Consider the following 13,814-nt stretch of genomic DNA (forward strand, 5'->3'; position numbering starts at 1 on the left):
TGGGACGGCGATTCGTTCAGGGAGCGCCTTCGGACAGGGTCGCGTTCAGGGCTTCGGACAGGCTTTCGATGCCATAAGGCTTGGGCAGCAGGCGGAAGGCCTCGCCCGTCGCCGCCGAGGCCGCCTCGCTGAATCCGGTGGTCAGCAGCACCGGCGTCTCGGGCAGCCGCCGCCGCACTTCCTGCGCCAGGCCCAACCCGTCCATCTCGCCCGGCATGACCATGTCCGAAAAGACCAGGTCGAAGCCCGGATCCTTCTCCAGCACCGCCAGCGCCTCCGCGGCATTGGCGACCCGAACGTGGCTGTAGCCGAGGTCGCCCAGCATGTGGCCGACGCCGGCGGCGACGGCGTCGTCGTCCTCCACCAGCAGCAGACGTCCGCTGGACGCCCGCGCCCCCGGGCCCCGGACCGGCGCAGGCCGGGCCGCCTCGGGTTCGGGCGGCGCTTTCTCGGTAGGCGGCAGGCACAGGGTGAAGGTGGTGCCCGCGCCCTCCCGCGAGTCCACGCTGACGTCTCCGCCGGACGAGCGCACGAAGCCATAGACCTGCGACAGGCCCAGACCGGTGCCGCGACCCACCTCCTTGGTGGTGAAGAACGGTTCGAACACCCGCGACGCCACCGCCTCCGACATGCCGACGCCGGTATCGGTGATCCTGAGGAAGACGCGGTCCGGCCCGCCGCCCTCCCCCGGCTGGTTGCGGCCGACCACCGACAGCCGCCCGCCCTGGGGCATGGCGTCCCGGGCGTTGACCGCCAGGTTCAGCAGGGCCAACTCCAGCTCGCCGCGGTCCGCCTCGATCCGCCACAGGTCCTCGGGCAGGTCCAGCACCACCTCGATATCCTCGCGCAGCGACCGTTCCAGCAGGAACCGCAGCCCCTCGATATGGCCGCGCAGGTCCAGCACCTCGGCCCGCAGCGGTGACCGGCGCGCGAACGCCAGCAGCTGCCGCGTCAGGGCCGCGCCACGCTCGACCGCCTGCCGGACCCCGGCGCTCAGCGCCCGGCGGCGCTTCGGATCATCGGTCCGGTCCAGCAGATCGATGCCGCTCGACGCCACCATCAGCAGATTGTTGAAGTCGTGGGCGATGCCGCCGGTCAGCCGGCCGATGGCCTCCATCTTCTGGCTCTGGCGCAGCGCCTCCTCTGCCTTTTCCCTTTCCAGCATCTGCTGCTGCAGCAGGCTGTTGGCGCGGACCAGCTCGGCTGCCCGGTCGGCGAGCTGGCGATTGGCTCGCCTCAGGGCGCCCTGAGCCACCGCCAGCACCAGCACCACCAGCGCCGCCAGGGCGAGGACGACCAGCAGACCGGCGTAGCGGCCGAAGCGCTGCGCCCGCGGTGTCTCCAGCAGCTTCAGATGAACCACGCCCAGCCTCTGCCCGGCCTCCTCGACCGGCCGGGCGACCAGCAGGCGTCCATTGTCGAACAGGGTTGCGCGGTCGTCGGGCGCCGCCTCGTGGAATATGGTCTCCCCGTCGCGGATGAAACTGGCCAGCAGTCGGCCATTCTCGTCGTAGACCGCGGCGGTCAGGACGCTGGGATTGACCTGAACGGCGTCGACATAGTCCTGGGCCGCCTCGGCGTCGTCGAAGGCCAGGGCGCCGCTGACGGCCGAGGCCAGCAGGTCAGCCTGGGCGCCCGCCTCGCGCGCCGTCTGCTCCTTCAGCGACCGTTCGTTCAGCACCGCAATGGTGACGCCGGCCACCAGAAGGACCAGCAGCGACACCAGCGCCACGATGGGGAACCGGCTGTAACGGAGGCGGGCCAGCCAGGGCATGTGCTCAGCCTCCCCGCACGCTCAGGGCCAGGTTGAGCAGGCGCGAACTGATCGACAGGCCGGCGCGCGACGCCTGCTGCAGGTCGATGTGGAACCGCACGCGGTTCTCGCTGATGGCGAAGTGGATCATGCCTCGCTCGGCGGGGGGCGCGGCCGAGTCCGTGACCAGCAGGGTCGCCCGCTGTCCCTCGGGAACCAGGCCCCCGCCGCCCTGGCCGACGTACAGGATGTGGCAGCCCGCGGCAGCCTCCCTGGTGCCCGGCCGCCTTACCGCCAGTGGGCGACCGTGCGCGGTCTGGGCCTGGACCGCGCGGTCCAGCGCCCCCCGGAAGGGATCGCGGCCGGCGACGCAGATCACGACCGGCGACTGGTTGCTGGCGAACGCCCGCGGCGGCCAGTCCGCGAAGGCGGCGAACCGCACCAGGTAGTTGGCCTTGACCGAATATTCGAGGCTCGTCTGCCGGGTCAGAACCTGGGGCGTCTCCATGGCGAGACACGGAAGCGGGACGCTCCAGAGCAGGGCGGCCATCAACCGCAATGCGCCCCGCCCCGGGACCATTTCAGAAACTCGCTCGCAAGGCGGCGAAGACGCTGCGGCCGAACGACCGGCCGCGGACGGGATCGCCGGTTTCGACGCGACGGTCGCCGATCAGATTCTGCCCCGTCACGGACAGCTCGAGCCGGTCCGTCATCTGCCAGCCCAGCCGCGCGTCGGCCTCGACATAGCCATCGACGGCGGCCAGCTCGTCGACCGCCCGCAACCGCAGGTCCAGCTCCACGGACTCGGTCAGGTCATGCTGCGACCGCAGCTGAACCTGGTAGTCCGGATCGTCGCCGATTGAGATGAGCCCGCTGATGTCCTCCGGCCTCAGGATCGAGTCGTAATCCTTGGTCAGGGTGCTCAGCCCGGCGCTCAGCCGCCAGGACGGGGACACGTCATAGCTGCCCCAGGCCTCGACGCCCCAGGTCGTCGCCTCGCCGTTGTTTGTCAGGGTCAGCGGCAGGAAGGTGACGGGGGTGATGGAGACCGTCCGCAGGTGGTCGTAGACATTGTAGAAGGCGTTGATCGAGAACGACATCTTCGGCGACGGATTGGCGCGGTAGCCCAGTTCGTAGGCCGTCGCCGTCTCGGACTGGAAATCGGCCCCCACCAGGAAGCCCGGGAAGGTCAGGTCGCGTTCGATGCGGTTCGGCGTTCGGCTGGCCCGGCTGACCGCCGCCCAGACCAGGTCACCGCCCGACCGCTGCCAGGCCAGCCGGACGTTCGGCAGGAATTCCTGCCCCGAGAAGCTGTTGTCCTCGAGCTTGGCGCCCAGGGTCAGGGTCACGCCGCCGCCCAGGGTGATCTGGTCCTGGGCGAACACATTGGTCAGCGTCAGAGTTCGGTCGGGCGGATCGAGGAAGGCCGCGCCCGGAGCGATCGCGAAGTGCGACTCGACCACCCGGTGGCCGGCGCCCACCACAACCCGGTGCCGCCCGTACTCCACGGCGTGCTGCACGGCCAGATCCCAGGTATCGGACACTTCGAGCGCGGCGGGCTCCTCCCGTTCGAACCGGTCGTAATAGGCCTGGACCTGCAGCTCGCCGCCGGCCAGCGGCCGGATCCAGCGGCCGAGCAGATTCGCCCCGCGGACATAGCTCTGGGTTCCCAGGGTGTCCTCGTTGATGGCCACTTCGTTCTCGAAGGCGTCCCCCTGAAGCGTCAGCCGGTTCTCGCCGACCGTCCAGTCCAGGTGCCCGCCGCCGCGCAGGCCGTCGGCGTCGTCGTTCGCTCCGTTTCCGGCTGCGTCAAAGCTTTCGTCGCGGGCGAAAGCCATCAGATAGGCGCGCCATGCGCCGCTGTCGCCGAGGGCGCCCCCGTGCCGGATCGAGATGCGGGCGTCCTCGTCGCCAGCGCCCGCGCTGATCAGGGTTCCCGGCGTGTCGCCGGCCTCGCGGGTGATGATGTTGATCACCCCGTTCATAGCGTTGGAGCCGTAAAGCGCCCCGCCGGGCCCGCTGATCACCTCGATCCGCGCGATGTCCTCCAGCATGAGCTCCCGCGCGTCCCAGAAAACGCCCGAACTCAGGGTCGAATAGACGCTCCGGCCGTCGATCAGCACCAGAAGCTTGTTCGAGGTTTCGTAGCCGTTGAAGCCCCGCGCGCTGATCGCATAGTCGACCGCGTTGACCCGCTGCACATTGAGGTTCGGCGCCAGCCGCAGGACCTCCGGCAGGCTGGTCGCGCCCGAACGCCGGATGTCGTCGGCGCTGATCACAAAGATCGCCGCCGCCGCGTCGGCCAGCGCCTCGGGTCGGCGAGACACCGAGGTCACCTCGACCATCGACAGCTCTTCCAGCGACAGACGGGCGAGGTCCTGATCGTCAGGACCGGCCGCGATCAGCTGCGGCGCCGCCGCCCGGACGTCGGCAGGGCCAGCCTCCCCGGCCTGGGCGACAGCCGGCATGGCGAGAAAAATGGCTGCGGCGGCCCCCCGCCGGAGATGACGCATCCTGTCTGACCCCCCTCGCAATCCCGCGATCGGGCACAACGCGCGGGCCGTCAATCGGTTGCCGGACATTGTCGGTCCGTTTTCGTTACGGTTTGCCGAACACGGAGGCCGGGCCTTGGGCCGCCACGAAACTGCGCGACAATTTCCGCGCCAGCTCGGCCTGGACGAACGGCTTGTGCACGATCTGGTGGTCGCCGACTCCGGTCAGGGCCTTGGCGTCGGCGTAGCCCGTGGCGAACAGGATCGGCACCCTCGGCCGCCGGGCCCTCAGCTCCCGCGCAAGGTCCGCGCCGTTCATGCCGGGCATGGCGAAGTCCAGCACCACCGCGCTGATCCCGTCGTGCCGCTCGATGATGTCCAGCGCGGCGCCGCCGCTTCCTGCCTCGACGACGTTATAGCCGAGGTCGGTCAGCAGTCCCGCCGTGACCTCGCGGACAGCATCGTCGTCGTCGACGACCAGCACGACCAGATGATCGTTGTGCGCCGAGGGCGCCGCCCCGGCGTCGGCGCTGTGGGCTACCGGCGCGCTGCTGGCCTTCGGCAGGAAGACCTTGATGGTGGTGCCCCGCCCGACCTCCGTCTCGATGCCGAGACCGCCGCCCGACTGCTTCGCCAGGCCAAACACCTGGCTGAGCCCCAGGCCGGATCCCTTGCCCACGTCCTTGGTGGTGAAGAAGGGCTCGAAGGCGCGCGCCCGCACCTCGTCGGTCATGCCCGAGCCGGTGTCGCTCACGGCCACCATGACATACTCCCCCGGCGGCGGCGCCTCGGGCGCGTCGGGTTCGCCCAGCACCACATTCGCCGTGCGGATGGCCAGCGACCCGCCGACCTCCATGGCGTCGCGCGCGTTGATGGCGAGGTTCAGGATGACCAGCTCGATCTGGGTCGGATCGATCATCGCCGGCCACAGATCGTCGGCCAGTTGCGGCGCGGCTATGTGCACGCTGCCGCCGATCGTGCTCTGCAGCAGGTCCCGCATGCTCAGAACGGTGTCGTTCAGATCGACCGGCCGCGGCTCCAGCGTCTGTTGCCGCGAGAAGGCCAGCATCTGCGCCGTCAGGCGGGCCCCCCTCTGCGAGGCCTCGCTCATCATCGCCAGCCGGCGGATCAGGACCGGATCCTGCGCCTGTTTCCGCATCTGTTCGACATTGCCCAGGATCACGGTCAGCAGATTGTTGAAGTCGTGAGCCACGCCCGAGGTCAGCTGGCCCACCGCCTCCAGCCGCTGCGCCTGGCGCAGGGCCGACTCCACCTTCTCCCGCTCCCCGATCTGCGAGGCGAGCTGCCGGTTGGCCGCTTCCAGTTCGGCGGTCCGTTCCGCCACCCGGCGCTCCAGCATGGCCTCGGCGCGCCGGATCTCCTCGATCCGCTCGCGCGCCTCGTACTGGCGCCTGCGTCCCCGCAGCGCCGTCCGCACGGCGCTGACCAGGGTCGTCGGGTGGAACGGCCGCTCGAGGAAGCTGACATTGCCCAGGGTGACCGACAGCCGTTGCGCCATCGGATTGCGCTCGACGCTGCCGCCGCGCTGGGTCAGCACGACGAACGGAAAGTCCGACCACGACGGCTGGGCCTCGATCCAGGCCGACAGCCCGGTGAGGTCGCAGTCGCGCAGCGCCTCCTCGACCACGACCGCCAGCCCGGCCCCCTGCTCAAGCCGCTCGCGCAGGGCGTCCAGCGTGTCGCAGACCTGGGCCGGGACGCCCGCCTCCTTCAGGATCGCGGCGGCGATGGCGGCGTCGCGCCCCGTCGGCGCCAGCACCAGCGCCCGTTCCGAAAGCTCCCCACCGAGGCTCATGCGGCCGGGTCGCCCATCAGGCCCGAGCCCTGGCCGACGAAGTTGGGCACCCCGCGCAGCACGCCCTGGAAGCCCTGCAGCGGCTCGCCCATCACCAGGCCGCGGTCATCGATGTCGAATTCCCGGATGGTCTTCTCATGCCCGCCGGCGCGCTTCTTGATCACCGAGACGGCCCGGCGAACATGCCCCACCGCCTCGAAATAGCGCAGCAGGATCACCGTGTCGGCCAGATAGGTGACGTCCACCGGCGCCTTCATGTCGCCGACCAGGCCGTGCTGGGCGACGGTCAGGAAGGTCGAAGCCCCCTGGCGGTTCAGATACTGCAGCAGCTCGTGGATGTGCAGCACCAGGAACTGCTCCTGCGGCATCGCCGCCTGGTAGCCGTTCAGGCTGTCGATCACCACCGTCTTGATGTTCTTCTCCGACACGCAGCGCCGCACCCGCGAGGCGAACTCGCCGGGCGAGAGCTCGGCCGCGTCGACCTGTTCGATGATCAGCGAGCCGTCGTCCCGCATCGCCTCCAGATCGATGCCCAGGCCGCGCATGCGGGCGAACAGCAGCCCCAGCTCCTCGTCGAAGATGAACAGAGCCGCCTTCTCGCCCCGCTTCACCGCCGACACGGCGAAGTTCAGCGCGAACAGCGACTTGCCGGTCCCCGCCGGCCCGAGGATCAGGGCGCTCGAGCCGCGCTCGACCCCGCCGCCCAGCAGATTGTCGAGCCCCGCCACGCCGCTCGACACCGGGTTGCGCTCGAAGGCCGTGCGGTGCTCCGAGGCCACGATGCGCGGATAGACCTCCAGCCCGCCGGTCTTGATGGTGAAGTCGTGATAGCCGCCGCGGAAGCGCCGCCCGCGGTATTTGATCACCCGCACCCGGCGCCGCTCGGCCCCGTATTCGGGGGCCAGCTCCTGCAGCTGGACCACCCCGTGGGCCACCGAATGCACCGTCTTGTCGTTGACGTCGGTGGTCAGGTCGTCGAGCAGCAGCACGGTGGCCCCGCGCCTGGCGAAATAGTGCTTCAGGGCCAGCACCTGGCGCCGGTAGCGCAGCGAGCCCTGGGCCAGCAGCCGGATCTCCGACAGGCTGTCGACCACGATCCGGGTCGGCTGCACCTTTTCCACGGCGTCGAAGATCATCCGCGTGGTCTCGCCCAGCTCGAGGTCCGAGGAATACAGCAGGCTCTGCTGCTGCTGCTCGTCCAGCAGGCTCTCGGGCGGGACCAGTTCGAAGATCTCCACCCCCTCCAGCGACCAGCCGTGCGACCGCGCCGTGCCGCGCAGCTCCTCCTCGGTCTCGGACAGGGTGATGTACAGGCAGGGCTCGCCCTTCTCCGCCCCCTCGATCAGGAAGCTCATCGCCGCCGTGGTCTTGCCCGTCCCCGGCGCCCCTTCCAGCAGATAGATGCGCTCCCGCTCCAGCCCGCCGGCGAGGATGTCGTCCAGTCCGGGCACTCCGAAAGCCGCGTCCTTCCCGTCGCTGTGTCCGTCCTTCGCCATGGGTCCTCTCATGTTCCAGCTGAGCCGTAACGCACGGATATCGAGAAGGTTACACGGCGCCGATCCGCCTCATTCGCGGCCGACCCCGGCCAGGCGGCCCTCGACGGGAGGGCGGACGAAAGGATTTTACCCGGGTGAAACCCAGGACTTCGCTGTGGCGGCGTCGGCAGAGTCGGCGCCGGCGGACGGAAATTCGCTATGGCGGAGTCGGCAGAGTCGGCATCGGGGTCCTGAAGGGGTCGCGCCTCGGGCGGCGGGACGGGGATTCGATTGTCAAAGACCGGCGGGCGAACAACAGCAGTCTACCCCGGCCCGGTTCTCCGGATGGAAGATCGGTTTTAGATTCAGCCAACCCGCTGTTTTCGCGCGCCTTCGTCCGCACAACCCGACTATAGATTCCGGAATAGCCGGCACAGCGTCACGGGGGCGGGCCAATCTATTCCGCTCATCCCGGCGAAAGCCGGGACCCAGTCCTGCCCAGCCTGACGCCGGCGTTTCAGGACGACCCGTCAGCCTCACGCCCGGACGCTCCATCACCCAAGGCACTGGGTTCCGGCGTTCGCCGGGATGAGCGGTTTAAAGCGAGGCCCCCTCCAGCACCCCCAGCACCTCGCCGAACAGCGCCTGCGCCTCGCGGTCGCCCAGGGCCTCGAAGTCCACCCCGGCCGTCATCCGCTCCAGCCGCCGCACCACGTCGCCGCAGTCCGCCCGCGCCCCCGGCGCCTCGTCCAGCACCCATTCGGCGATGGCGGCGATGCTCCCCAGCGCCTCCTGGTCGGTCATCTGGCTGTCCTCCAGCCCCGCCACCGCCGCGATCTCCCCGATCTCGCGCAGGGCGCGGCGGCAGGTCTGGGGATCGCGCAAACGGTTCATCGCCGCCCAACGCCCCGCAACGCCGGCGGTTCACCCCGCGGCGTCTCCTCCCCCTTCATGGGGGAGGGGGACCGCGAAGCGGTGGAGGGGGCCTGACCCAAGCACAGCCCTCACCTCTTCAACCTCCCCCCGGCGCGCCCCGCGCGCCCGCCTTGCCCAGCCCCGGCCGCCCGACCCGGCGCGGGTCAAGGACAGGCCGTCCCGGCCTGCCGCGCGAGCGGCGCGCAGCGTCCTTGAGGCGTGCCGGGGCGGGTGGTCTGAACTGTTTGAAGTCGGAAGCTCACGCGCTCTACTGTGCGGCCGAACGGGGTGGGTCAGATGAATGGCGCGGGCACCACTGGTGCGTTGGCAATACTGGGGGCCGTCGGCGGCTTCTTGGCTCTTCAGTTCGCGTGGCACTGCTTCTTCAAGGCCGCGGAGAGTCCGGCTGGACAGGCGACCATTCGCGGTCTCTTTAAAATCGCGGTTGGCCTAGGCCTGCTAATGCTCGTGGGAATGTGCGCGTCGCTCGGCAGCCGAAACAGTGACCCGCACGGCTTGGGCGCTGAACGGCAAGCGCAATTCAATCGATGGTAGCTAGCGACGGGTCCGGCGAGCGACCACGGTCTGTTTGAGAATGCGGCGGTTAGCCTTCAGCTTCCAAGCTTGCTGAGCGTCGGAAAGATTTCGCTTGCGCACTATCTGGAGCAGAAATCCGTACTCCTTTTCATCGTACAAAAACCCATTCTTCCAAGCGTACTCAACGACAGCGGCGTTAGGGTTTGTGGTGGGGTCATTTGACAGCCGCCGCAGCCCGTCAAACAGGGTGCCTGTGTCGATCCCGATAAACCGCTTTATGCAGACGTTGCCGACATAGGTCTGCGCACCGGTAATGCCGTTGCGGATGAAGCAATGCTCTTTGATGTCCTGACCACAGGGGCAGTTGTCCCATTCCTCGCTTAGCTCGACCGCCACCAGGGACCATTCACGGCGAGCGAGATCGAAGTTTTGAGCCTGCGACAGAGGCAGGATGTGGGCCTTAAGTGGTTCGTAGTTGTGTCCATCCATTCGAGCCCCCTGCTCGACCGAAACCCTGTTTGGCCCCTAGGGCCTGATGCGTCTGCCTTGGTCGTCGTATTGCGCCCTCAGCATTCGCCAACGATCCAACAAGGCGCCGTAGAGACCTCGAAACTCTTGCTCTTCAGTGCCGCGTTGCGGGCATTCGACAGTTGAGAAAGACCGTCCCCGGATAACGTCGAGGATGCGCATGTCCTCGATAGCCCGACCCGGCAGGGCCCCCGACATCGCCCACAGACCCAAGCGGGCAGTGTCCGGATCCATTTCTGGTTCTTCGCAGAAGTAGGGATAGATGATCCGTCGCGCCTCTCCGACGATCGAAAAGGCGAGGTTGTTCTCCACTCTGATCGTTCCAAGTCCATCGAGAACTAGGCGCCCCCGCATTCGCTCTTCGTCGATCTCGAAAGGCTCGTTGCGCAAGCGCCGGCGCTCCTCCCACCACTCAAGGAACCCGCGTGTGAGCTCCGGATAGAGGCGGCGGCGGCGCTCATTGGCAACAATACGCGCGGGTGTGGCGAGGCGTAGGTTCACCCTTCCGTCCGCATGGCCCTTGGCGTCGGCCCAGAACGCGGAATGGAAATCACCCCCGCCCTCACCCGGCGCTCTACGCTCCCGACCGAAGTGCTCGTTGATGTCCCGTCGAAGCAGGGAAGTTTCCGATGCAGGCTCAGCCAGCATCAGCTGCATAAGCTTGCGGAGGTGGACCGTCTCGATGGGCATGGCTAACCCCGATCTTTTTTCCTGCTTTGGAGGCAGTGAGTCGCAGGTGGAGTCAACGATTTCGCACTACTTGCGCGAGTCTGCCCAGTTGCCGGACCTATCTTCCAATGATCGACCCGGCAGTGCGAAATGCTTCCCACACTCGTCAGTGCCCCGTCGCGCCCGGGGGCACGCCCCCGTCGTCCGGGGACACGAAGCCGTTCCGGCGCTGCCTGCGTCGATGCGTTAGGCTGCAGCGTCCGAGAAGTTTGCGCGCTGCTTCCTCCACGCTAAGCAGGGGACAGAAAATCAAGGAAGTCTCATGGCTGATCCCACTGACGTGTTGAAGGAGCTCCTGGAAAAGCACCCCGCCGCTCCATTCCTATTTGTTGGGTCGGGATTTTCGCGACGCTATCTGGGACTTGAAGACTGGGCCGGCCTTCTTTCTCGGTTTTGTGGGCCGATACGGGAGTTTGGATACTACAGCTCCAAGGCTGACGGCGACCTTCCGAAGGCCGCCAGCTTTATGGCAGAAGACTACAATGAATGGTGGTGGAACGCGCCAGAGACGGCAGTTAGCCGCGAGTCCTACGGTAATCAAGTAAAGTCTAAGTCTGACGCATTGAAGGTCGAAATAGCCGGTTATATCGGTGGTTTTTCCTTGGAAACTGCCCGCGCATCTGAGTTCGGCGCAGAGATTGCGAGTTTCTCAGAAATATCAGTCGACGGGGTCATCACCACAAACTGGGATTTCCTCATCGAAGAGCTATTTCCCGACTTTAAGGTATTCGTTGGCCAACAAGAGCTACTCTTTGCCAACCCTCAATCGATAGGAGAGATTTACAAAATCCATGGCTCGGTGTCGGAACCTAGAAGTCTCGTCCTCACCGCCGAGGATTACCAAGAATTCTCATCAAAGAACCCATATCTGGCAGCTAAACTGGTCACGATTTTTGTCGAGCATCCGATTATTTTTCTGGGTTACTCGATTACCGACCCTCACATACGGGCGATTATCAGTTCTATTGCCGCCTGCTTGCCTCAAGAAAAGGTCGCCGCCTTTCAAGAGAATCTGATTTTCGTCCAAAGAGCGAAATCAGACGAGAGCCCCTCTATCGAGCGAACTACGATTCAATCTGACGCCTTCAGCGTCACGATGATGGTGGCCAAAGTAGCTCACTACGGTCAGGTGTACGCGGCACTGACGGCAACAAAACGTAAAATCCCAGCTCGAGTGCTACGGTTCTTCAAAGAGCAACTCTACGAACTGGTCCATTCTCCTGGCGAGAATGCAGGAAAGCTCGCCGTGGTCGATTTCGATGAGATCAACTCGGCCGAAAATGTGGAGTTTGTCGTCGGGATCGGTGTCGCGCAACGGCAGCAGGAACTCGGCGAGAAAGTCGATCAGATGACTCAGGATGCGCTGTCACGAAAGGGCTACGCTGGTGTCTCGCCTGACGAGATATTCAGAGACTGCATAGCGCCAGAATCACGGTTCAACGCGGCAGACCTTCTTAGCGCGGCGTTTCCGGGCTTGGCCCGATCCCACCGAACCTTTATCCCCATCTTTAGATACCTCAGAGCTGCGGGCATCGAATCTCGCGAAGCGCTCGCAGCATCGAAGTATGAGGGGGCAAAGAAGGTCGTCGCTAAGATATCAGGGGCGGATTATAGCTTGGGCCGCTCCTATACTGCTCGTTATCGTAGCGCCTTCGCCGGACTCTCGACCGAAGAAATTATAGCAAAGGCAACCGGGCCCACCGAAGCTGGAATCATGCTCGGCTTCCAGCCTGCGGATGAGGTGGATATCGCTCGCCTGCGGACGTTCCTCGAAGAGAATGCTGACGCATTCACACGCGAGCCTTACGTCACAGCCTACCGAAAGCTCATATGTCGTTATGATTTCTTGGCGTTCGGATTCTAGCGACCTGAGGCGGCGGAACTGGCCTCACCCTTTGCTCGACGAACCGCCGACATGCGAACTTCCGCCTACTTTTCAGAGGCATTAATTCCTCCAACAAAAAAAGGGCGGGCCCGTCGCCGGACCCGCCCTCTTCCGTCCCGGCTCAAGGCCGGGATGACAAGGAGACGTCCCGAGGCGGGCTGACGCCCGCCCCAGTCTGGACTTAAAAGTCCATGCCGCCCATGCTGCCCATGCCGCCGCCGGCGCCGCCGGCCGGGGCCTTCCCGGGCGCGTCGGCGACCGCGGCTGAGGGGGTGATCATGGCGCCCGCCGCCGGGCGGCGTCCCGCAGGGGCCCTACGCCACCCTCAACGGCTCGATCGCCGCCAGTTCGTCGCGCGCCGCGATGGCCGCCTTCGACAGATCGTGCTGCGTCTGCAGGTTCATCCAGAACTCCGCCGTGGTCCCGAACACCCGCGCCAGCCGCAGGGCGGTGTCCGAGGTGACCGGCTGCTGTTCCCGCACCAGCCGCTCGATCCGGGTCCGGTCCTTCAGCCCCATGGCCCGGGCCAGGGCGCCGGGGGTCAGGCCGTGGTCGGGCAGGAAGTCCTCGCGCAGGTGCTCGCCCGGATGGGCCAGGGGCTCGGCGAAGGCGGTGTAGTCGTGAGCGGTCATCCCGGCGTCCTCAGTGATAGTCCACGAACTCGACCTGCTCCGGGCCGTGGTCGCCCCAGACGAAACAGATGCGGAACTGGTCGTTGACGCTGATCGACCACTGTCCCGCACGGTCGTCGCCCAGTCTGTGCAGCCGGTGGCCCGGCGGTGACCGCAGATCCTCGACGGTGACGGCCGCGTCCAGCCGTTCCAGCCGCCGCCGCGTCGCCCTGACCAGATCGGCCGGAAAGCCCTTGGGCGCGCGGCCTTCGAAGACCGCCTTCGCGTCGCGGGATTTCCAGCTCTGGATCATAGCATGATGTAGCGCGCCGCGCTACGCCCCTCTGTCAACGCCCGTTCGCCAGAACATAACAGGAACACGGGGGCGCGTCGCGGGCAAGAAAAAGGGCGGGCCCGTCGCCGGACCCGCCCTCTTGTTTCAGCCTGAACTGGCCGAACGACCGGATCAGAAGTCCATGTCGCCCATGCCGCCCATGCCGCCGCCGGGCATGCCGCCGGCGCCGCCGGCCGAGGCCTTCTTGGGCGCGTCGGCGACCGCGGCTTCGGTGGTGATCATGATGCCGGCCACGGAAGCCGCGTCCTGCAGGGCGGTGCGGACCACCTTGGCGGGGTCGATGACGCCCATCTGCACCAGGTCGCCGTATTCTTCGGTCTGGGCGTTGAAGCCGAAGGTGCGCGAGCTGTTCTCCAGCACCTTGCCGACCACGATCGAGCCTTCGACGCCGGCGTTTTCCGAGATCTGACGGATCGGGGCCTGGATGGCGCGGCGGATGATGGCGATGCCGGCGGTCTGGTCGGCGTTGTCGCCGGTCAGGCCTTCAAGCGCCTTGGTCGCCTTGAGCAGGGCGATGCCGCCGCCGGGGACGATGCCTTCCTCGACCGCCGCGCGGGTGGCGTTGAGGGCGTCGTCAACGCGGTCCTTCTTCTCCTTGACCTCGACCTCGGTCGAGCCGCCGACGCGGATGACCGCGACGCCGCCGGCCAGCTTGGCCAGACGCTCCTGCAGCTTCTCCTTGTCGTAGTCCGAGGTGGTGTCCTCGATCTGCTTCTTG

General features: G+C 66.7%; 12 protein-coding genes. 1 reads left to right on the forward strand and 11 read right to left on the reverse strand.

Annotated elements, in window-relative coordinates; genetic code table 11:
• Window positions 1-16: 16 nt before the first annotated feature.
• The 8 genes from VEA62_RS13555 to VEA62_RS13590 all read right to left on the reverse strand — a co-directional run bounded on the left by VEA62_RS13555 (window position 17) and on the right by VEA62_RS13590 (window position 10,206).
• Window positions 17-1,774, reverse strand: a complete 1,758-nt coding sequence (locus VEA62_RS13555; protein ID WP_324822726.1) for an ATP-binding protein — start codon at window positions 1,772-1,774, stop codon at window positions 17-19.
• A 4-nt stretch (window positions 1,775-1,778) separates the two neighbouring features.
• The gene (locus VEA62_RS13560; protein ID WP_324822728.1) at window positions 1,779-2,303 is read right to left on the reverse strand and encodes a YfiR family protein; all 525 of its coding nucleotides are present in this window, start codon (window positions 2,301-2,303) and stop codon (window positions 1,779-1,781) included.
• A gap of 31 nt (window positions 2,304-2,334) precedes the next feature.
• Window positions 2,335-4,221, reverse strand: coding sequence for a TonB-dependent receptor plug domain-containing protein (locus VEA62_RS13565; RefSeq protein ID WP_324822730.1), 1,887 nt, complete (start codon window positions 4,219-4,221; stop codon window positions 2,335-2,337).
• Window positions 4,222-4,351: 130 nt separating this feature from the next.
• The gene (locus tag VEA62_RS13570; RefSeq protein WP_324822732.1) at window positions 4,352-6,061 is read right to left on the reverse strand and encodes a response regulator; all 1,710 of its coding nucleotides are present in this window, start codon (window positions 6,059-6,061) and stop codon (window positions 4,352-4,354) included.
• Window positions 6,058-7,557, reverse strand: coding sequence for an ATPase domain-containing protein (locus tag VEA62_RS13575; RefSeq protein WP_324822733.1), 1,500 nt, complete (start codon window positions 7,555-7,557; stop codon window positions 6,058-6,060). The genes VEA62_RS13570 and VEA62_RS13575 overlap by 4 nt, the downstream gene beginning before the upstream one ends.
• Window positions 7,558-8,133: 576 nt before the next feature.
• Window positions 8,134-8,430: a hypothetical protein gene (locus VEA62_RS13580; protein WP_324822736.1), complete on the reverse strand. Its 297-nt coding sequence runs from the start codon at window positions 8,428-8,430 to the stop codon at window positions 8,134-8,136.
• Between the two features lie 576 nt (window positions 8,431-9,006).
• Window positions 9,007-9,477: a hypothetical protein gene (locus VEA62_RS13585; protein ID WP_324822737.1), complete on the reverse strand. Its 471-nt coding sequence runs from the start codon at window positions 9,475-9,477 to the stop codon at window positions 9,007-9,009.
• 36 nt (window positions 9,478-9,513) lie between these two features.
• Complete coding sequence (locus VEA62_RS13590; RefSeq protein WP_324822739.1) at window positions 9,514-10,206, reverse strand: hypothetical protein; 693 nt, start codon at window positions 10,204-10,206, stop codon at window positions 9,514-9,516.
• A 301-nt stretch (window positions 10,207-10,507) separates the two neighbouring features.
• Here VEA62_RS13590 and VEA62_RS13595 point away from each other — a divergent pair, with 301 nt between their 5' ends.
• Entirely contained in the window at window positions 10,508-12,109 is a 1,602-nt protein-coding gene (locus tag VEA62_RS13595) for an SIR2 family protein (protein ID WP_324822741.1), read from the forward strand.
• 335 nt (window positions 12,110-12,444) lie between these two features.
• On the opposite strand, the gene VEA62_RS13600 is transcribed toward VEA62_RS13595, so the two are convergent.
• The 3 genes from VEA62_RS13600 to VEA62_RS13610 all read right to left on the reverse strand — a co-directional run.
• Window positions 12,445-12,762 carry a HigA family addiction module antitoxin gene (locus VEA62_RS13600; RefSeq protein WP_324822743.1) on the reverse strand — a complete coding sequence of 106 codons (318 nt, stop codon included), beginning with the start codon at window positions 12,760-12,762 and terminating at the stop codon, window positions 12,445-12,447.
• Window positions 12,763-12,772: 10 nt separating this feature from the next.
• A complete protein-coding gene (locus tag VEA62_RS13605; RefSeq protein ID WP_324822745.1) occupies window positions 12,773-13,054 on the reverse strand; it encodes a type II toxin-antitoxin system RelE/ParE family toxin in 282 nt (93 codons plus the stop codon).
• 153 nt (window positions 13,055-13,207) lie between these two features.
• Window positions 13,208-13,814 (reverse strand): TCP-1/cpn60 chaperonin family protein (locus VEA62_RS13610; RefSeq protein WP_324822747.1); only part of this gene is annotated, 607 nt, incomplete at its 5' end.

Source organism: Brevundimonas sp. (assembly GCF_035627475.1).
Classification (GTDB): domain Bacteria; phylum Pseudomonadota; class Alphaproteobacteria; order Caulobacterales; family Caulobacteraceae; genus Brevundimonas.